The sequence below is a fragment of the Cupriavidus sp. 207A1 genome, assembly GCF_057798955.1.
The window spans coordinates 277516-296188 of the sequence record NZ_JBYOJO010000005.1; the positions used below are offsets into that span (position 1 = coordinate 277516).

General features: G+C 68.3%; 16 protein-coding genes. 9 read left to right on the forward strand and 7 right to left on the reverse strand.

Going from position 1 to position 18673, the window contains the following annotated elements:
• Nucleotides 1-15 precede the first annotated feature (15 nt).
• Nucleotides 16-1752 (forward strand): FAD-dependent oxidoreductase, encoded by a 1737-nt coding sequence (locus AC3FMM_RS11565; RefSeq protein ID WP_488686630.1) that lies wholly within the window; start codon nucleotides 16-18, stop codon nucleotides 1750-1752.
• A 13-nt stretch (nucleotides 1753-1765) separates the two neighbouring features.
• On the opposite strand, the gene ada is transcribed toward AC3FMM_RS11565, so the two are convergent.
• Both ada and AC3FMM_RS11575 read right to left on the reverse strand, forming a co-directional pair.
• Nucleotides 1766-2845 (reverse strand): bifunctional DNA-binding transcriptional regulator/O6-methylguanine-DNA methyltransferase Ada, encoded by a 1080-nt coding sequence (gene ada, locus AC3FMM_RS11570; RefSeq protein ID WP_488686631.1) that lies wholly within the window; start codon nucleotides 2843-2845, stop codon nucleotides 1766-1768.
• 7 nt (nucleotides 2846-2852) lie between these two features.
• A complete protein-coding gene (locus tag AC3FMM_RS11575; protein ID WP_488686632.1) occupies nucleotides 2853-3659 on the reverse strand; it encodes a 2OG-Fe(II) oxygenase in 807 nt (268 codons plus the stop codon).
• Nucleotides 3660-3852: 193 nt separating this feature from the next.
• Here AC3FMM_RS11575 and AC3FMM_RS11580 point away from each other — a divergent pair, with 193 nt between their 5' ends.
• Nucleotides 3853-4332 (forward strand): nuclear transport factor 2 family protein, encoded by a 480-nt coding sequence (locus AC3FMM_RS11580; protein WP_116314280.1) that lies wholly within the window; start codon nucleotides 3853-3855, stop codon nucleotides 4330-4332.
• 53 nt (nucleotides 4333-4385) lie between these two features.
• Here the strand turns inward: AC3FMM_RS11580 and AC3FMM_RS11585 are convergent, their stop codons facing one another.
• Complete coding sequence (locus tag AC3FMM_RS11585; protein WP_488686633.1) at nucleotides 4386-6158, reverse strand: dipeptidase; 1773 nt, start codon at nucleotides 6156-6158, stop codon at nucleotides 4386-4388.
• 253 nt (nucleotides 6159-6411) lie between these two features.
• Here AC3FMM_RS11585 and AC3FMM_RS11590 point away from each other — a divergent pair, with 253 nt between their 5' ends.
• From AC3FMM_RS11590 to AC3FMM_RS11600, 3 genes are all read left to right on the forward strand, one after another.
• A complete protein-coding gene (locus tag AC3FMM_RS11590) occupies nucleotides 6412-7143 on the forward strand; it encodes a glutathione peroxidase (protein WP_116314282.1) in 732 nt (243 codons plus the stop codon).
• A 158-nt stretch (nucleotides 7144-7301) separates the two neighbouring features.
• Entirely contained in the window at nucleotides 7302-8693 is a 1392-nt protein-coding gene (locus AC3FMM_RS11595) for a dihydrolipoyl dehydrogenase (RefSeq protein WP_488686634.1), read from the forward strand.
• 111 nt (nucleotides 8694-8804) lie between these two features.
• Nucleotides 8805-9353, forward strand: coding sequence for a TetR/AcrR family transcriptional regulator (locus tag AC3FMM_RS11600; RefSeq protein WP_115683161.1), 549 nt, complete (start codon nucleotides 8805-8807; stop codon nucleotides 9351-9353).
• Between the two features lie 15 nt (nucleotides 9354-9368).
• Here AC3FMM_RS11600 and AC3FMM_RS11605 read toward each other — a convergent pair whose 3' ends face one another.
• Both AC3FMM_RS11605 and AC3FMM_RS11610 read right to left on the reverse strand, forming a co-directional pair.
• Nucleotides 9369-9707, reverse strand: a complete 339-nt coding sequence (locus AC3FMM_RS11605; protein ID WP_115683160.1) for a BrnA antitoxin family protein — start codon at nucleotides 9705-9707, stop codon at nucleotides 9369-9371.
• Nucleotides 9691-9960, reverse strand: coding sequence for a BrnT family toxin (locus tag AC3FMM_RS11610; RefSeq protein WP_240072014.1), 270 nt, complete (start codon nucleotides 9958-9960; stop codon nucleotides 9691-9693). Before AC3FMM_RS11610 ends, AC3FMM_RS11605 begins: the two co-directional genes overlap by 17 nt.
• 258 nt (nucleotides 9961-10218) lie before the next feature.
• On the opposite strand from AC3FMM_RS11610, the gene AC3FMM_RS11615 reads away from it, so the two are divergent.
• Nucleotides 10219-12429, forward strand: coding sequence for a TonB-dependent siderophore receptor (locus AC3FMM_RS11615; protein WP_116314284.1), 2211 nt, complete (start codon nucleotides 10219-10221; stop codon nucleotides 12427-12429).
• 157 nt (nucleotides 12430-12586) lie between these two features.
• Here AC3FMM_RS11615 and AC3FMM_RS11620 read toward each other — a convergent pair whose 3' ends face one another.
• Nucleotides 12587-13261 carry an SOS response-associated peptidase gene (locus AC3FMM_RS11620; RefSeq protein ID WP_115683158.1) on the reverse strand — a complete coding sequence of 225 codons (675 nt, stop codon included), beginning with the start codon at nucleotides 13259-13261 and terminating at the stop codon, nucleotides 12587-12589.
• A gap of 233 nt (nucleotides 13262-13494) precedes the next feature.
• On the opposite strand from AC3FMM_RS11620, the gene AC3FMM_RS11625 reads away from it, so the two are divergent.
• On the forward strand, nucleotides 13495-15159 hold the full coding sequence (locus tag AC3FMM_RS11625; protein WP_116314286.1) for an AMP-binding protein: 1665 nt from the start codon (nucleotides 13495-13497) through the stop codon (nucleotides 15157-15159).
• Nucleotides 15160-15335: 176 nt separating this feature from the next.
• A complete protein-coding gene (locus tag AC3FMM_RS11630; RefSeq protein WP_115683156.1) occupies nucleotides 15336-16067 on the forward strand; it encodes a BON domain-containing protein in 732 nt (243 codons plus the stop codon).
• A gap of 17 nt (nucleotides 16068-16084) precedes the next feature.
• On the opposite strand, the gene AC3FMM_RS11635 is transcribed toward AC3FMM_RS11630, so the two are convergent.
• Nucleotides 16085-17176, reverse strand: coding sequence for a GlxA family transcriptional regulator (locus AC3FMM_RS11635; RefSeq protein WP_115713447.1), 1092 nt, complete (start codon nucleotides 17174-17176; stop codon nucleotides 16085-16087).
• A gap of 182 nt (nucleotides 17177-17358) precedes the next feature.
• On the opposite strand from AC3FMM_RS11635, the gene AC3FMM_RS11640 reads away from it, so the two are divergent.
• Complete coding sequence (locus AC3FMM_RS11640; protein ID WP_115713446.1) at nucleotides 17359-18618, forward strand: M20/M25/M40 family metallo-hydrolase; 1260 nt, start codon at nucleotides 17359-17361, stop codon at nucleotides 18616-18618.
• Nucleotides 18619-18673: the final 55 nt, after the last annotated feature.

Sequence of the window (18673 nt, forward strand, 5' to 3'; positions counted from 1 at the left end):
TCATCAGGGGGCAGCATGACGAACTTGCAGGCGGAGGCAGTGGCGGCCGAAACGGAGCCGGGCGCGGAAGCCGGTGGCGGCCTGGACGCACCGTACTCCACGCTGGAATCACGCTGGCACCAGATGTTCCCGCAACTCACTGCCGACGAGATGGCGCGCGTGCGGCGTTTCGGCACGCCGCAGAGCTGGCACGCGGGCGAAAAGCTGTTTGCCATTGGCCAGTCCGGGCGCGGTATGTATCTGGTCACCAGCGGCCGCGTACGCGTGATGCGGCGCGACGGCCTCGGACGCGAACACCAGATCACCGAGCAGGGCGCCGGGCACTTCCTGGCCGAGGTCGGCACCCTGGCCGGCCGCCCCGCTCTGGTCGACGGCGTCGCCGTCACCGAGACCCACGGCTACGTGATCATGCCGGACCGGCTGCGCGCGCTGCTGGTGGCCGAGGCCGAACTGGGCGAGCGCATCATGCGCGCCCTGATCCTGCGCCGCGTGGGGCTGATCGAGTTCGGCAGCGGCCCGGTGCTGGTTGGCCACGGCACCGAGCCGCAGCTGCTGGCGCTGCAGGCGTTCCTGCGGCGCAACGGCTACCCGCATACGGTCATCGATATCGACGCCGACCGCGACTGTTCCCTATTGCTCGACTACGCCAACGCGCCCGCGAGCGACTTTCCGCTGGTGATCTGCGCCGACGGCCGCGTGCTGCGCGCCCCGGACGAGGGGCAACTGGCGTCGTGCCTCGGCCTGCTGCCGGAGTTCGACCCCGACCACGTCTATGACGTGGTGGTGGTCGGTGCCGGGCCGGCAGGGCTGGCCACGGCGGTCTATGCCGCCTCCGAAGGCCTGTCGGTGGCGGTGATCGATTGCCGCTCGCCGGGCGGGCAGGCGGGCGCGAGCGCGCGCATCGAGAACTACCTGGGCTTTCCGACCGGCATCTCCGGACAGGCGCTGGCCGGGCGCGCGTTCGTGCAGGCGCTCAAGTTCGGCGCGCACATCGCGATTCCGCTTGAGGTCAAAGCATTGCACTGCGGCGCCGACCCGATACGACTGGAGCTGACCGACGGCCGCATGGTGCCGACCCATACCGTGGTGATCGCCACCGGCGCGCAGTACCGCCGCCCCGACATCGCCGCGCTCGAGCATTTCGAAGGCCGCGGGGTCTACTACTGGGCCTCGCCGGTGGAGGCCAAGCTGTGCAAGAACGAGCCGGCGATGCTGGTGGGCGGCGGCAATTCGGCCGGGCAGGCGGCGGTGTTCCTGGCTTCGCATGCGGCCCACGTGCATATGCTGGTGCGCGGCCCGGGCCTGGCCGCCACCATGTCGCGCTACCTGATCGACCGCATTGCAGCGCTGCCCAATATCACGCTGCATACCCACGCACAGATCAGCGCGCTCGACGGCGACGGCTGGCTCAGCGCGGTGCACTACGATTGCCGCGCCGAGCATCCCGCGCCGGTCACCATGGCGGTGCGGCACCTGTTCCTGTTCATCGGCGCCGACCCGAATGCGACGTGGCTGCGCACCTGCCATGTCGAGGTCGATGACAAGGGCTTCGTGCGCACCGGCGGCGGCTCGCTGGGCTGCGCGTCGGCGGTGCCGTATCCGCTGCAGACCAGCGTGCCGGGGGTGTTCGCCATCGGCGACGTGCGGGCGGGATCGACCAAGCGCGTTGCCGCCGCGGTTGGCGAAGGCGCGGCGGTGGTGGCGCAGATCCACGATTACCTGGCAAAGATCCAGGCGCCCGCTATGGGCTGAGCGGCGCGCGGCTTCAGCCCTGCGCCTCGCGCTCCAGCAGTTCGCGCTTGCGCGCCACGCCCCAGCGATAGCCCGACAGGTCGCCGTCGCTGCGCACCACGCGATGGCAGGGAATCGCCACCGCCAGGTGGTTGGCCGCGCAGGCCTGCGCCACCGCGCGCACCGCGCGCGGCGCGCCGATGCGGGCCGCGATCTCGGCGTAGCTGGCGGTGCTGCCGGCCGGGATTTCACGCAACGCTTGCCATACGCGCTGCTGGAAGGCGGTGCCGCGCACGTCCAGCGGCAGTGCCAGGCCGATCGAAGGCGCTTCGATCAGGCCCACCACCTGCGCCACCAACTGCTCGAACTGCGCGTCGCCGCCGATCAGGTTGGCACGCGGGAAGCGGTCCTGCAGGTCTTGCAGCAGCGCTTGCGGATCGTCGCCCAGCAGGATCGCGCAGACGCCGCGCTGGCTCTGCGCCACCAGGATCGCGCCCAGCGAGCATTCCCCGATGGCAAAGCGGATATCGATGTCGGCGCCGCCGGCGCGGTAGCGCGATGGGGTCATGCCGAGCACGGCGTCGGCGCTCTCGTAGAAGCGGCTGTTGGAGCCGAACCCGGCGTCGTAGATGGCTTCGGTCACGGAGTCGCTGGAGCCCAGTTGCTCGCGCAGTTTCCTGGCCCGATGCGCGGCAGCGTACGCGCGTGGGGTCAGGCCGGTAGCGCTCTTGAACAGGCGGTGGAAGTGATAGGGGCTGATGCCCGCGGCGCTGGCCAGCTCCGGCAGCGTGGGCACGGCGTCGGCGGCCTCGATCCGGCGGCAGGCCTCGGCCACCATGGCCGCGTGTCGTGTCGCCAGCGCCGGCTGCGCGGCACGGCGGCTGGGCCGGTAGCCGGCGGCTTCGGCCGCGGCGGCGTTGTCGAAGAATTCGACATTGGCCGGATGCGGCAGGCGCGACGGGCTGCTCGGCAGGCAATACACGCCGGTGGTCCTGACCGCATAGACGAAGTCGCCGTCGGCGCCGGGGTCGCGCGCCAGCACGCGCGCCCAGCGCGGATCCTGTTCGACCAGGGCCGCTTCGGCTGCTTGTGCGGAACGGATGGATCGGGTCATGGCTGCCTCACGTAGCGTCGTGAAAGATGATGCCGAGCGTGTAGCGCTGTCCGGCATGCAGCCGGCTGACGCCATGCCGCAGGTTCACGCGATAGCTGCCGCGGCTGCCCTGCACCGGCCGCTGGCTGACCGCGAACACCACGGCATCGCCCTGGCGCAGCGTCACCACCTCGGCGCGCGACTGCATGCGCGGGCGCTGCTCGGTCAGCACGAACTCGCCGCCGGTGAAGTCGCGGCCGGGCTCGGAAAGCAGCACCGCCACCTGCAGCGGGAACACGTGCTCGCCGTACAGGTCCTGGTGCAGGCAGTTGTAGTCGCCCGGGCCGTAGCGCAGCAGCAAGGGCGTCGGCCGCGACTGGCCGGCGTGGTGACAGCGGGCGATAAAGTCCGGGTGCGCGGCGGGGTAGCGGACGTCGATGCCCATGGCGGCATTCCAGCGGTTGGCCACCGGCACCAGGTGCGGGTAGAGCGCCGTGCGCAGTGCCGCGACCAGGCCGGGCAGGGGATAGCGGAAGTACTTGTATTCGCCCTGGCCGAAGCCGTGCCGGCGCATTTCGATGCGCGAGCGGTACAGTGCATCGTTGCCATAGCCGGCGGCCAGCGCGTCGCATTCGTCGGCGGACAAGAGGGCGGGGATGGCGGCGCAGCCGAAGTCATCGAGCTCGCGCGCGACCGCGGTCCAGTCGACGCCGTCGACCCGGGTCGCCACGGACGCGTCATGCCGCCGCCCGACAGCCGCGCCACGTGGCTGCGGAACCGGCCGGCGCGGCCCGGCGACTGCCATTTCGGGGCGCTGAATCTGGCTGGTGCCCACTGCGAATCTCCTGTCCTGTGCTTGCATGGTGCCAACTTTAGGGCGAGCCGGTGCGTGACGCACTCCGCCTCTTGCTTTCAAATTCTCTCGCCATCCTGCCTTGACAAGACAGATCTGTCTACCAATAATGAGACAGATCTGTATCACCCCGTGATTCTTCTCAGTTCAATGCCAGTCCCTTAAAGGAGCTTTCATGTCCTCACCATCTGAAATCCGGCCGCCGCTGCCTCCGTTTACCTACGAAACCGCCATCGCCAAGGTCCGCGCCGCCGAGGACGGCTGGAACAGCCGCGACCCGCAACGCGTGGCGCTGGCCTATACCGTCGACAGCGCATGGCGCAACCGCGCCGAGTTCGTCAACGGCCGCACTGATATCGTCGCGTTCCTGCAGCGCAAATGGCAGAAGGAGCTGGATTACCGCCTGATCAAGGAGCTATGGGTGCACGAGGAGAACCGCATCGCCGTGCGCTTTGCCTATGAATGGCACGACGATTCCGGCAACTGGTACCGGTCATATGGCAACGAGAACTGGGAGTTCGATGAGGCGGGGCTGATGCGCAGGCGCTTTGCCTGCATCAACGATGCGCCGATCCGGTCAGAGGACCGCAAGTTCCACTGGCCGCTGGGCCGGCGCCCGGACGGGCATCCGGGCTTGAGCGAGCTGGGGCTGTAATGAATCTTGCCCCTGTCCCGCGCGCGGGACAGGGGCAAAAACGAAAGGCCGGCTTACTGCATCTTGTCCAGGTTGCCGATCCGCACCAGCATCTCGGTGAACATCTGCATATCGAGATTGAGGTCGGCCACTTCCTTGTACTCGCGCGCGTTGTGCGCGGTGTACTTCTTGCCCGGCATGGCCGGCCCGAAATTGATGGCGTTAGGCATCAGCTTGGCGGTGGTGCTGCCGGCGGTGGAGACCGGCTTGGCTTCGAGCCCGGTGGTGTCGCCAAAGATGTTAAGCAGCGTGGACAACCACGCGCCCTTCGGATCGCGCGCCATCCAGTTGCCCTGGTCGTACTTGATCTCGACCGGCCCATGGGTGGCGGCCCAGCCGAAGATGCGCTTGGTGATCTTGCCGCCCAGCTCGTCCGGCGTGCGCCCGCGCGGCATGCGCACGTTGGTGACCACATCGACGTATTCGCCGCGCTCGCGCACCAGCGTGGGCGACATGGTCAGCGGGCCCATGAACGGATCGCGGTAGGCCACGTCCATGCGGTTGCCCAGGTAGTCCAGGCCGTACAGGTCGTTCAGGTAGCGGACCGCGTTCAGGTAGTGGTTTTCGGCAAAGCGCACGCCGCTGGCCTGCAGGAACAGCGCCAGCCGCGGCAGCGGGTTCACGCCTTCTTCGGGCCGCGAGCCGTGCGCCGAGGCGCCGGTGACCTTGACCTCGACATCGTTGCCGGCGCGCTTGACCTCGATCGAGAACTTGCCGCGCGGCGTGTAGCGGCGCACGAACTCGGCGCGCGCCTGTTCCAGCGCTGCGGCCACCGCGGCGAGATCGCCGCCGGCGATGCGCGCGGTGGCGGTTTCGGGAATGGCGTTGGCCGAGGCCGCGCCGCGCATCGCGACGATCGCCGGGCCCTTGCTGTCGGCCTGGCTGGGCACGCGCTTGTCGTCGGCCGCCTTGATGCCGAACGAGACGGTCAGCGTGCCCGCGCCTTTCTCGGCCACTACGGCCGGATACTTGCTGTCGAGCACGACGTTGTACTCGGGCAGCGTAGTGTGCTGGCGGTAGTACTTCATGCCGTCGCCACCGGTTTCCTCGGTGGTCTCGATCATCAGCCGGATGCTGCGCTCGAGCGGCACGCCGCTTTCCTTGACGGTCTTCATCGCGTACAGCACCGCCGCGATCGAGCCCTTGTCGTCGATGGTGCCGCGCCCGTACAGCAGGTCGCCGATGCGCGTCATGCGGAACGGGTCAAGCCTGGTGCCGTCGTCCAGCACCCATTCCTCGGCCACCGCCGGCACCACGTCGGCGTGGGTCAGGATGCCGAAGGTGTCCTTGCCGCCGCCGGGCAGGGTCACCTCGAACACGCGGTTATCGACATTGCGATAGGCCAGCCCGAACTCGCGCGCCATGCCTTCGATCATCTTGCCGAACTCGATGATGGCGGGATTCTCGTGCTGGGCGATCTTTTCCTCGCGCACGGTGCGCAGCGCCACCATCTTGCCGAGCACGTCGATGGCCGCGGCCTCGTTGCGCAGCCGGTTGTAGACCCCTAGCAGCCGGGCGACATTGACCAGGTTGTCGCCCGACAGCGGCGCCTTCGACTGCCACGCCGCCACCGCGGGCGCGACCGTCGGCTCGGCCTTGGCCGCCGCCGCCATGAAGGCCGGCAGGTCGGCCTGGGCCGCCTTGGCCGCAGCCTGGCTGTTGCCGGCCAGTGCTTCCAGCGCCGGCTTCTTCAGCGTCTGGGCGTGCGCGGGAAGGGCCAGCGCAAGCGACAGCGCGAGCAGGGATGCCCACCGATGGCGGTACGGCAGGCGGCAAGGTCGGGTCATTGCGAAGAAGGGAATCGGAGGAGATGCCGCATGATAGGGCACTCCCCGGGGTTTTCCCGAAAAAATATGCTTTTTCGTCCGCGCGCGCCGGAGGTTTCGGACCGATAAGTGGCACCTATGAGCCAATCATAGTCTTTGGCAATCATCGCTGTTGATACGATGAATTGTACAAATCACATCCCGGTCTCCAGAATAGGGCCTTCGCTGCAACCCGCAGCTGAAACCAACCCGATCCAGAACCAGGAGTGAACTGATGCTGCAATCCCGCGAAGGCCAACGCGTTCCCAATGTCGCTTTCCGTGTGCGTGAAGACAACGAGTGGAAGACCGTCACCAGCGGCGAGCTGTTCGACGGCAAGACCGTGGTGGTGTTCTCGCTGCCGGGCGCCTTCACCCCGACCTGTTCCTCGACCCACCTGCCGCGCTACAACGAACTGGCCCCCGTCTTCGCCAGGCATGGTGTCGACGACATCCTGTGCGTGTCGGTGAACGACACCTTCGTGATGAACGAATGGGCCAAGGACCAGGAGTCCGCAAACATCACCATGATTCCCGACGGCAACGGTGAATTCACCGAAGGCATGGGCATGCTGGTGGACAAGGCCGACCTGGGCTTCGGCAAGCGCAGCTGGCGCTATGCGATGCTGGTCAAGGACGGCGTGGTGCAGAAGATGTTCATCGAGCCGGAGGAGCCGGGCGACCCGTTCAAGGTGTCCGATGCCGACACCATGCTGGCCCACATCGCCCCCGGCGCGCGCAAGCCTGACCAGGTGGTGGTGTTCTCCAAGGTCGGGTGCTCGTTCTGCGCCAAGGCCAAGCAGCTGCTCGACGACAACGGCTTCGACTACATCGACGTGCCGCTCGACAACAAAGTGCGCGGCAAGGTGCTGGGCGCTGTGTCGGGCGAGATGACCGCGCCGCAGGTCTTTATCAACGGCAAGCTGATCGGCGGCGCCGAAGCGCTGCAGCAGTACCTGGCCGCCTGAGCTGCAATCAGCTGATTCCCATTCTTGCCCCGAGCCACGGGGCCGGCAGTCGCCGGACCCGATGGCGCCGCCTTGCCCGCGAATCCGGCGCCTGGCGGCGCCATCCAGCCCGCTGATTGACCCAGCCTGACGCTTCAGAACACAAAGGAACCACCGCCATGACCACCATCCAGACCGACGTCGCCGTGATCGGCGCAGGCACCGCCGGCCTTGCCGCTTACCGCGCCGCGATTGCGGCCGGCAAGCGCGCCGTGATCATCGAGGGCGGGCCCTACGGCACCACCTGTGCCCGCGTGGGCTGCATGCCCTCCAAGCTGCTGATCGCCGCCGCCGAGGCCGCGCATGAACTGCGCCACACCGCGCCGTTCGGCGTGCATGTCGACGGCCAGATCCGCATCGATGGCCGCGAGGTGATGGCGCGCGTGCGCAGCGAGCGCGATCGCTTTGTCGGCTTCGTGGTGCGCGGCGTGGAGAACATCGCGCCGGCCGACCGCATTCGGGGCCATGCCCGCTTTATCGACACCACCACGCTGGACGTGGACGGGCACACCACCGTGCGCGCCAGCCGCGTGGTCATCGCCACCGGTTCCACGCCGGTGCTGCCGGCGCCGTTCAAGGTGTTCGGCGACCGCCTGATCGTCAATGACGATGTGTTCTCGTGGCAGGACCTGCCTGCCAGCGTGGTGGTGTTCGGCCCCGGCGTGATCGGGCTGGAGCTGGGCCAGGCGCTGTCGCGGCTGGGGGTGCGGGTGCGCGTGTTCGGCGTCAGCGGCTCGCTGGGGCCGCTGACCGACCCGGTGATCCGCGCCGACGCGGCGCGCAACTTCAACCAGGAGTTCTATCTCGATCCTGACGCGCAGGTGACCGACATGGGCCGCGACGGCGACCAGGTGCTGGTGACCTACCTCGACCGCGAAGGCCGCAGCGTGACCGAGCGCTTCGACTACGCGCTGGCAGCCACCGGACGCGCGCCCAATGTGCGCGGCCTGGCCCTGGAGAACACCGGCCTGGCGCTGGATGCGCGCGGCGTGCCGCTGTTCGACGCGCACACGCTCCAGTGCGGCAACGCGCCGGTCTTTATCGCCGGCGATGCCAACAACATCCTGCCGCTGCTGCATGAGGCCGCGGACGAGGGCAAGGCCGCCGGCGAGAACGCCGCCAGCTATCCGCAGGTGAAGCCGCTGGCGCGCCGCGCGCCGATCGCGGTGGTGTTCACCGACCCGCAGATCGCGATGGTCGGTCAGCGCTATGCGGACCTGGCCGAGGGCAGCTTCGTCACCGGTGAGGTGAGCTTTGAAGACCAGGGCCGCAGCCGCGTCATGCTGAAGAACCGGGGGCTGATGCACGTCTATGCCGACCAGGCCACGGGCCGCTTCCTGGGCGCCGAATGGACCGGCCCGCGCGCCGAGAACATCGCCCACCTGCTGGCATGGTCGTACCAGCAGGGGCTGACCATCGCGCAGATGCTGACCATGCCGTTCTACCACCCGGTGGTGGAAGAGGGCCTGCGCACGGCGCTGCGCGATGCTGCCGCCCAGCTGGAAGGCTGATCGGGCGATTGCTAGACAGGTCTGTCTGTCATAGTATCGAAGCACAGGCCCGGGGCGGCGCCTAACGCAGCTCCGGGCGTTCTCCTGTTTTCGCTACTCCGCTTGCACCACATGGCCACGCCTTCCGCCCGCGACCGCATTCTCGACACCGCCGCCCGCCTGTTCTACCAGGAGGGCTACCGCGCCACCGGCATCGACCGGATCATCGCTGAATCCGGGGTGGCCAAGATGTCGCTCTACCGGCATTTCGCCTCCAAGAACGCGCTGATCGCGGCGTTCCTGGCGCGCCGGCATGACGAGTGGATGGCGTGGTTCCGGCAGGACGTGGAAGCCCGCCTCGCCGAGCGGCCCCGCCTTGACGTGATCGCCGACGCGCTGGCCGACTGGTTCGGCCGCGACTTCCGCGGCTGCGCTTTCATCAACGTGGTGGCCGAGGCCGGCGGCGACGCCGAGGCGCAGCAGCAGGCGGCGGCCCACAAGGCCGACCTCGAGGCGTTCGTCGCCGACCTCGCGGCGCGCCTCGGCCTGCGCGCGCCACAGGCGGTGGCGGCGGAGGCGATGCTGTGCATCGAGGGCATGATCGTGCGCTACCAGATGCAGCCGGACAGCGCGGTGATCGAGGCGGGCAGGCGGTTCCTTGGCCGTTTGCAGGGCGAATGACGGGATCGTCCGGCACTAGCGCCGGGGCAGCATCCGGCGCGCCGCCGCATAGTCGCGCAGGGCCTCATTCATCAGTGTTTGCCAGCCGCTGCCGGTTGCCTTGTAGGCGGCCAGCACGTCGGGATCGATGCGCAGCGTCTGATTGACCTTGCGCTCGCCGGCCGGTTTGGCAGGCCTGCCGCGACGTTTAGCCAGTGCATCGGCTTTATCGTTGCCGAGCAGTTCCCGTGCCGGGCGCAACTTCCCGAACTGCTCTGTCGGCACGGACGTCGCATCGGGGTCTTGCGCAATCCCTTGCGAGATGGCGGCGTCTTCTTCCGGGGTGGGGCGGATGAGGTCAGGTTTCCTGTTCATAGTCTCGCAGCTCTCTTGAGTTGGCTTTACGCAGGCTGATTGCCCTGAGTGTGTCGCCACGCATCGTGAATACCAGGCAATACAGGCGCGTACCAATTGGTCCATATGCGATGTAACGGGCTTCGCCGTATGGCTTGCGGTCATCGATTTTCAGGAGGGCGTTATCGAAGTCAGTCAACCCTGCAGCGGCCAGTGACAACCCGTGATGACGTTGGTTGATGGCGTCCTTTGCCAAGTCAAACTCGATTTCCATTCGGATTTACTGTAGCAGCAGAAAATAAGGCGAGCAATATTTTTATGCTGCAGCGTAAAAATGCGTGGCTGACATCGTACAAAGCGGAAAATCGGTCACCCGGACAAAGAATCCCACGAAAAGTGCGGATCATATGTCTCGTGTCTGACACATTCAGCTACAATTCTGATGTAATCACGAATCATTCCTATTCGTAATTCAGAATTTTCCACTTGTGATGCCGCTTGGCGGTACCGCCACAATTTGACCCCCTGAGTGATGTCTCTGCACCCGAACCGTCGGGCGAAGCCGCGCTTTGCCCGCTCCGCGCTTGTCACCCCATGCCGTCTTTCCCTGACCACCCTCGTGCTGAGCCTGCAGGCCGGCGGCGTGTTTGCGCAGTCCGGCGAAAGCCCTGTGCCTGCCGCGCCGGCGGCCGCAGCCGCGGCGGAACTGCCGGCGGTCACGGTGCGCGCCAGCAGCGAGGATGAAAGCGCCACCGGCCCGGTCCATGGCTTTGTGGCGAAACGCAGCGCCACCGCCACCAAGACCGACACGCCGGTGATGGAGACGCCCCAGTCGATCACCGTCATCACGCGCGACCGCATGGAAGCGCAGGGTGCGCAGACCGTGCAGCAGGCCATCGGCTACAGCGCCGGGGTCTATGCCGGCCCGTTCGGCAATGACGCGCGCGGTGATTGGGGCAAGTTCCGAGGCACGGACTTCACGCAGTATCGCGATGGCTTGCTGAACCAGGTCGGCTTCTACAACAACGTGCGTCCCGACGTATACGCCCTGGAGCGCATCGATGTGCTGCGCGGGCCGTCGTCGATGCTGTTCGGCCAGGGCGCGGTCGGCGGCATCCTGAACCTCGTCAGCAAGCGTCCGCAGGCGGAAGCGGCGCGCGAGATCGGGGTGCAGTTCGGCAACTACAACCGCAAGCAGGTGCAGGCGGACGTGACCGGCCCGCTCGATGCGGACGGCAAGTGGCTGTACCGCCTGGTGGCGCTGGCGCGCGACAGCGACACGCAGGTCGACTACGTGCAGGACAACCGCTACCTGATCGCGCCGTCGCTGACGTGGCGGCCGACCCAGGACACCTCGCTGACGCTGCTGGCCAACTTCCAGCGCGACGTGAGCGGGACTTCGGTCGGATTCTTCCCGTGGCGCGGCACGCTGTACCCGAACCCGGGCGGGCAGATTCCCGACCACCTGTTCATCAGCGAACCCGGCTTTGACCGCTACACCGCTGAGCAGCAGTCGGTCGGCTACGAATTCCAGCACAAGTTCAACGACACTGTGACGGTGCGGCAGAACCTGCGCTACTCGCACAGTTCGGTGGACTACCGCAGCATCTACGCGCGATTCAACGATGCCAATCGCGGCTGGGTGCCGGGCAGCAACACGCTGATGAACCGCACCGTCTACGTGAATCAGCCGACGCTGAATTCGTTCGCGGTCGACACGCAGGCACAGACCAACTTCCGCACCGGCCCGATCCAGCACACGCTGCTGACGGGCGTTGACTACCAGCACGCTGAAATCACGGGGACCACCGGCGTGGGCGGTTCCGCCGCGCCGCTCGATGTGTTCAACCCGGTCTACGGCAATTTCACGCCGCCGGGCACGCGCTCGCTGAGCCCTGCCACGCAGGCGCAAACCGGCCTGTACGTGCAGGACCAGCTGGCCTGGAACAAGTGGCTGCTGATGCTGGGGCTGCGCTATGACTGGTCGCGCGCCGCGCAGGACAACACGCCGTCGGCCAGCCGCGACGACAGCGAACTGACCAAGCGCGCCGGCCTGATGTACCGCTCGGACATTGGCCTGAACCCGTACGTCAGCTACTCCGAGTCGTTCCAGGGGCTGGCCGGCTTCAACAAGGCCAACCAGGCCTTCAAGCCGCTGCGGGGCTCGCAGTGGGAGGCGGGCATCAAGTACCAGCCGCCCGGCAAGAACGCGACGCTGACCATCGCGGCATTCGACATGCGCGAGAAGAACCGCAAGACCGCCGGCGTGGTCAACGGCATTCCGGATTCGGTGCAGGTGGGCGAAGCACGCACGCGCGGCATCGAGGTGGAGGCCCTGGCTTCGCTGACGAACCGGCTGGACCTGATCGCGACCTACACCTACCTGGATGCGCGCGTGATCGACGGCACCCCGGCCGAGGTCGGCAAGAAGCTGGCGAGCACGCCGTCGAACATGGCGTCGTTGTGGGCCAACTATCGCTTCAAGCTGTTCGGGATCCCGGGCTTCGTGGCGGGCGGCGGCTTGCGCTACGTCGGGCCCAGCTATGACGGCAACGACCAGAACCGCGTTGGCGGCGTGACGCTGTACGACGCCATGATCGCCTATGACCACGGCCCGCTGCGGGTCGCGCTGAACGCCAACAACCTGTTCGACAAGCAGTTCCTGACCACCTGCCTCGCCCGCGGCGACTGCTACTTCGGCGCGCGCCGCACGGTGGTGGGCACGGTCACCTATCGCTTCTGAGCCGGACCGGCGCAAAGAATCGAGCCCCCGGCCGGGGTGGTCGGGGGCCCGATCAGCAATCAGACGCCCGTCGGCGTCCAGCAACGAGTGTAGTCGGGAAAAACGCCATGACAAGGGCAGCGGCGGATCGAGCCTTGCCGCCGCCGCGCCGGTCGCGCTAATCCGCGTCGGGAATGGGCGCTCCCTGCACTTTGGGCGCCGGCTCGGCGTGCAGGGCATCGGCGGGCAACAGCCGCAGGAAGGTACGCGCGATCTCGGGGTCCCGGCACGCCAGCCAGTCGTCCCACTGTGCGCGCGGCACGATGACCACGGCGCGCTTCTCGTCGCCCGGCTTGTGGAAGCGCTGCAGCAGCGGGTGCTGCGCCGAATTGACCGTCAGCATGGTGAAGGACAGCGCCTGGTCCGGCCAGCCGCGCCACAGCCCGGCAATGCCGAAGGCCGGCTCGCCGGGCAGCCACACGCGCCAGCGCACCGGCTTGCCCGGCGCGGCACCGTCCGCCACATTATCGGGGTACGCAAACTCGTAGAACGCCGTGGCCGGTATCAGGCAGAGCTGGCCCTGGCGCCAGTAGCGTGCAAAGGCGGGGCGCTCGCCCACGGTTTCGCTGCGGGCATTGGTGGTGTCGTAACGCCGTGCGCCGGGTGGAATGCGCGCGCGCGGCACCATGCCGAACGCGGCCAGGTCGGCGCTGCGCGCACCGCCGTCATCGGCACGCACGATCGGCGCCGCATAGTCGGGGTAGGTCTCGGCCTTGTACACGCCCGCGGGTGGCTCCACGCCGAAGATCTCCCGCAGGATGCGGCGCTGGACCGGGGCATAGTTGGTGCACATGCGCTGTCTCCCGTAGGTGATGCCCGTATCGTGTGGGGCCGGCGGCGCCGCGTCAAGCGCGCCTGGGCGCGCCGTTGATGCGCATGGCAGGGATGGCAAAAACCGTCAGCCGCGCTGGCGGAAACGGTTATTGCCGGATCGGCGGGCCGTAGCGCACACTCTTGCGGCAGCCGTGGCGCGGCCAACGCGCACGGCCACCGACTACAAGGCACAAGCCGGATCCAGGAGACCCAATGCGCGACTACGCCCAAGCTTTCGACGGATTTTCCTATGACGACGCCGTGGCCCGGCAACTGCACGGCAGCCTGGCGGCAATGAACGCCTGCGTCGAATGCTGCGACCGGCACGCGCAGCCCGGCCGCATTGCGCTGAACTGGGAAGGGCGCAACGGCGACGCGCGCAGTTGGACCTTCGCCGAGCTGCAGGCGCTGTCGGCACAGTTCGCTGGCTTCCTCACGGCGCAGGGCGTGCAGCCGGGCGACCGCGTCGCGGGCCTGATGCCGCGCAACGCGGAACTGCTGGTGACAATCCTCGGCACGTGGCGCGCCGGGGCCGTGTACCAGCCGCTGTTTACCGCCTTTGGGCCCAAGGCCATCGAACACCGGCTCAATGCGTCGGGGGCAAAGGTGGTGGTCACCGATACGGCCAACCGGCCCAAGCTGGACGAGGTGGGCGGCTGTCCCGCCATCGTCACGGTGACCGGCACCCAAGGGAGCGCGGAGCAACACGCTCTGAGCGCGGGCGACTTCAGCTTCTGGGCCGAACTGGCACGCCAGCCGGCATCGTTCGCGCCGGTGATGCGGCGCGCCGACGACCCCTTCCTGATGATGTTCACCTCCGGCACCACCGGCCCGGCCAAGCCGCTGCTGGTGCCGCTCAAGGCCATTGCGGCGTTTGCCGGCTATATGCGCGATGCGGTCGACCTGCGCGACGACGACGCGTTCTGGAACCTGGCCGATCCGGGCTGGGCCTACGGCCTGTACTACGCCGTCACCGGCCCGCTGTCGCTGGGCCATGCCACCACGTTCTACGACGGCCCGTTCACGGTCGACAGCACCTGCCGCGTGATCCGCAAATACGGCATCACCAACCTGGCCGGCTCGCCCACGGCCTACCGGCTGCTGATCGCGGCGGGCGAAGCCGTGTCCGGCCCGCTGCGCGGGCAGCTGCGCGCCGTCAGCAGCGCCGGCGAGCCGCTCAACCCGGAAGTGATCCGCTGGTTCGCCAGCGAGCTGGGCGTCACCATCCACGACCACTATGGCCAGACCGAGCTGGGCATGGTGCTGTGCAACCACCACGCCCTGGCCCACCCGGTGCGCATGGGCGCGGCCGGCTTTGCCAGCCCCGGGCACCGCGTGGTGGTGGTCGACGACGCGCTGCGCGAACTGCCGGCCGGCCAGCCGGGCACGCTGGCGCTGGACCTGAAGCGCTCGCCGATGTGCTGGTTCGGCGGCTACCACGGCACGCCCACCGGCGCCTTTGCCGGCGACTACTACCTGACCGGCGATTCCGCCGAGCTCAACGACGACGGCAGCATCAGCTTTATCGGCCGCGCCGACGACGTCATCACCACCTCCGGCTACCGGGTGGGGCCGTTCGACGTGGAAAGCGCGCTGATCGAGCACCCGGCGGTGGTCGAGGCCGCGGTGATCGGCAAGCCCGACCCCGAGCGCACCGAGCTGATCAAGGCCTTCGTGGTGCTGGACCCGCACCACCAGGGGTCGCCCGAGTTGGCCGAAACGCTGCGCCTGCACGTGCGCCAGCGCCTGGCCGCCCATGCCTACCCGCGCGAGGTCGAGTTCGTCGCCGAACTGCCCAAGACCCCCAGCGGCAAGGTCCAGCGCTTTATCCTGCGCAACCAGGAAGTCGCCCGCGCGCGCGCGGCGGCCGGCGCCTGAGACCTGCCGGCACGGCGTGCGCGCCGGTGGCGGCAGGGCCAGCGGCGCACCGCTTCCTATAATGAGGAAGCGGTTGCCGGGTCCCGGGGGTGAAGGAGGCCGCGGCGCCGCTCCCGCGCGCCTGCTGGCAGGGGCGCGCATCCTTCCATCTCCAGACCAACCGGCGAGGCGACAACATGCAGAGTAGCGAAGCGGTGCTGACGCAGGCGCGCGCAGCCCTGGCCCATGTGCCTTATCAGGGCCATGTCCTCCATCCCACCATCCAGTTGCGGCTCTCGGACGGGGCGCTGATCCTCGAAGGCGAGGTGGCCGATATCGTCGACAAGACCCGGGCCGCGGCGACGCTGCGGCGCGTGGACGGCGTCACCAGCGTGATCGACCACCTGCGCGTGGCCAACGGCGGCGCACCGGTTGGCGACGGCGAGCTGCGCGATGCCGTATGCGAGCGCCTGCTCAATGCCGTCGAATTCCACAATTGCAAGATTTGCGCGCGCGTCAAGGGCAAGCCCGAGGCCATGCGCGAACCGGTGAACGAACGCAACGGCTGGATCGAGGTCGCGGTGCAGGACGGCGTGGTGACGCTGTGGGGACAGGTGATCAGCCTGTCGCACATGCGCCTGGCCGGCGTGCTGGCGTGGTGGTCGCGCGGCTGCCGCTGCGTGGTCAATGAACTGGTGGTGGCGCCCGCCGAGGCCGACCGTGACGATGAAATCACCGAGGCGCTGATGCTGGTGCTCGAGACCGACCCCTTCGTCGATGCCGCCCAGGTCAGCGCGCATACGCAGGACCGCGTGGTCACGCTCGAGGGCTGCGTCAGCAACGAGCGCACGCGCCGCCAGGCCGAGCGCGATGCCTGGTACGTGCAGGGCGTGGAGGACGTGGTCAACCACATCTCGCTGCGTCCCTGAGCGCAGCAAGCGAGCGGCTATCGCTGCGCGCCACGCTGCGCGGCAGTGTCTTCCATGCGCCAGTAGCGCCGCCGCGCCCGCAGCGCAAAACGGGCGCGGTAATCCGACATCGACATGCCGGCGGCACGCTGGAACAGCCGGCGGAACGCCGCGGCATCGCTGTAGCCGCAGGCCTCGGCAATGGCATGGGTGCCGTGCAGCGTGACCTCCAGCAACATGCGGGCACGCTCCACGCGCAGCGTGTGCAGGTAGTCCAGCGGCGTCATGCCGGTGACCTGGCGGAAATGCCGCAGCAGCGTGCGTTCGCTGACCGCCGCCGCCTGCGCTACCGCGGCCAGCCGGTAGGGCTCGGACACATGGTCGCGCAGCCATAGGATGGCGCGGTAGACCGGGCTGTCGGCGGTGCGGCCGAGCCAGCGTTGCGACACCAGCGCCGGCACGCTGCGCTGGCGCTCGGGCTGGAACAGCATCAGCCGCGACGCCGCCTGCGCCAGGTCAGGGTCGTGCAGGTGGCCCAGCACGCGCAGCATGAATTCCACCTGCAGCGCGGGCGCCACGCACGAAAACACGTGCCCGTGCACGCTCATGGCCGCGTCGCTGGTCAGATCGCAATGCGGGTACTGGCGCGCCATCCAGCTCTGGAACATCCACGGCGCCCCCACGCTCGCGCCATCCAACAGTCCCAGCTGCAGCGGCAGCACCATCCCCGACGCGCACGCGGCAATCCAGCCGCCGGCGCGCGCATGGCGCTCCACCAGCCGCAGCGCCGCGGCATCGCGCAGCACCAGTTCGCCCAGCTGCGGCGCATTGCTGGCCAGCAGCGCGGGAATGACCAGCAGCGTACGGCTGCCCGGCACGCGTGCGCGCCGCGTCGACGATACCAATCCCGGTAGCTCGGTGGCCAGTGTGCGCCCGTTGGCGCGGCACAGTTGCCAGCTCAGCGTCGGCGCGGCACCGGGGCGCTGCAGGCTGGCCACGCCGGCCACCGTGCGCAGCACGTCGAGCGTGGTGAACAGGCTGCCGGGCATGGCTTGCGGCAGCCAAAGCAGGCGCACGTGGAGCGGGACGTTCTGTGACGAGGGCGCGATGGCGGCGGTGGGGGCTGGCATGCCTCGAGGCGTTCGAATGGTTGAAGATGGGCCGGATGCCGAACGCCGTGGCGGGATCGGCATCCGGATTGGCGATATTGAACCTCCCCATAGTGGCTGGCAAGGACTAGCATCGTGCCGTTGTGCCGCGGCGAACGGCCATGATCGCGGCACCGCCAACAACACCACACCGAGGAGATTCCATGCCGTTTTCCGTTCGCCACGTTGCCATTGCCGCTGCCCTGACGCTTGCCGGGGCCGGCACGCCGGCCATTGCCGCGCAGCCCGATGCCGCGCTGCTGTCCGCAGCGCAGGCCGCGCAGCCCAGGGTCGTGCAGTCGCTCAAGGAGATGGTGTCGATCGAATCCGGCAGCGCCAATGCCAAGGGGCTGGCGCAGATGGCCAGCTATACCGAGAAGCGCCTGCAGGCGCTGGGCGCAAAGGTGGAGCGGCTGCCCGTGACCAAGGGCCCGGGTACCATGGTCAAGGCCACCTTGACCGGCACCGGCAAGCGCCGCGTCATGCTGATTGCCCACCTGGACACCGTGTACCCCGACAACACGCTCGCCACGCAGCCGATCCGCGAGGAAGGCAACCGGCTCTATGGCCCGGGCATCGCCGACGACAAGGGCGGCATCGCGGTGATCCTGCATTCGCTCGAGATCCTGAAGCAGCAGGGCTGGCGCGACTACGCGCAGATCACGGTGCTGTTCAACCCGGACGAGGAGGTCGGCTCGGTCGGTTCGGCCGAAACCATCGCCACGCTGGCGGCGCAGCATGACGTGGTGCTGTCGTGCGAGCCCACCGCGGCCAAGGACGTGGTCAAGGCCGAGGCGCTGCTGCTGGGCGCCTCGGGCACCGCCACCGCCACCATGCAGGTCAAGGGCCGCGCCTCCCACGCCGGCGCCGCGCCCGAGCGCGGCCGCAATGCGCTGATCGAGCTGGCGCACCAGTTGCAGCAGACGCGTGACGCGGCCAGCCTGGTGCCGGGCTCGCAGCTGAACTGGACCCAGGCCCAGGCCGGCACGGTGCGCAACCAGATCCCGGAAAGCGCCGTGGCCTATGGCGACGTGCGCACCACGGCAGCCGGTGCCGCGGAAAAACTGAAGGTGGCGCTGCAGGACAAGGTCAAGTCCAGCCAGCTGGTGCCCGACACCCACACCACGGTGACGATGGAAGAGGGCCGCCCGCCGTTCGTGGCCGACGCGCGCGGCCGCGCGCTGGCCAAGCGCGCGCAGGAAATCTATGCCGAGCTGGACGGCCGCACGCTGGCGCTGGCCGAAGGCACCGGCGGCGCCACCGACGCCAGCTACGCGGCCCGCTCGGGCAAGCCCGCGGTGGTGGAAAGCTTCGGCCTGGCAGGCTTCGGCTACCACGCGCGCGACGAATACATCGAACTGGATTCGATCGTGCCGCGCCTGTACCTGATGACGCGGATTCTGCAGGATATCGGCCGCAACTGAGCCCGCCGTTACCGAGCCCGCCCCCGGACTTTCCCCCATCCCGGCAAAGCTCAGC

Bases quoted from the DNA above. Each gene is read 5' to 3' on its own strand.
- AC3FMM_RS11565 (WP_488686630.1), top strand. From the start codon at position 16: ATGACGAACTTGCAGGCGGAGGCAGTGGCGGCCGAAACGGAGCCGGGC.
- ada (WP_488686631.1), bottom strand. From the start codon at position 2,845: ATGACCCGATCCATCCGTTCCGCACAAGCAGCCGAAGCGGCCCTGGTC.
- AC3FMM_RS11580 (WP_116314280.1), top strand. From the start codon at position 3,853: ATGTCCTCACCATCTGAAATCCGGCCGCCGCTGCCTCCGTTTACCTAC.
- AC3FMM_RS11585 (WP_488686633.1), bottom strand. From the start codon at position 6,158: ATGACCCGACCTTGCCGCCTGCCGTACCGCCATCGGTGGGCATCCCTG.
- AC3FMM_RS11590 (WP_116314282.1), top strand. From the start codon at position 6,412: ATGCTGCAATCCCGCGAAGGCCAACGCGTTCCCAATGTCGCTTTCCGT.
- AC3FMM_RS11595 (WP_488686634.1), top strand. From the start codon at position 7,302: ATGACCACCATCCAGACCGACGTCGCCGTGATCGGCGCAGGCACCGCC.
- AC3FMM_RS11600 (WP_115683161.1), top strand. From the start codon at position 8,805: ATGGCCACGCCTTCCGCCCGCGACCGCATTCTCGACACCGCCGCCCGC.
- AC3FMM_RS11605 (WP_115683160.1), bottom strand. From the start codon at position 9,707: ATGAACAGGAAACCTGACCTCATCCGCCCCACCCCGGAAGAAGACGCC.
- AC3FMM_RS11610 (WP_240072014.1), bottom strand. From the start codon at position 9,960: ATGGAAATCGAGTTTGACTTGGCAAAGGACGCCATCAACCAACGTCAT.
- AC3FMM_RS11615 (WP_116314284.1), top strand. From the start codon at position 10,219: ATGTCTCTGCACCCGAACCGTCGGGCGAAGCCGCGCTTTGCCCGCTCC.
- AC3FMM_RS11620 (WP_115683158.1), bottom strand. From the start codon at position 13,261: ATGTGCACCAACTATGCCCCGGTCCAGCGCCGCATCCTGCGGGAGATC.
- AC3FMM_RS11625 (WP_116314286.1), top strand. From the start codon at position 13,495: ATGCGCGACTACGCCCAAGCTTTCGACGGATTTTCCTATGACGACGCC.
- AC3FMM_RS11630 (WP_115683156.1), top strand. From the start codon at position 15,336: ATGCAGAGTAGCGAAGCGGTGCTGACGCAGGCGCGCGCAGCCCTGGCC.
- AC3FMM_RS11635 (WP_115713447.1), bottom strand. From the start codon at position 17,176: ATGCCAGCCCCCACCGCCGCCATCGCGCCCTCGTCACAGAACGTCCCG.
- AC3FMM_RS11640 (WP_115713446.1), top strand. From the start codon at position 17,359: ATGCCGTTTTCCGTTCGCCACGTTGCCATTGCCGCTGCCCTGACGCTT.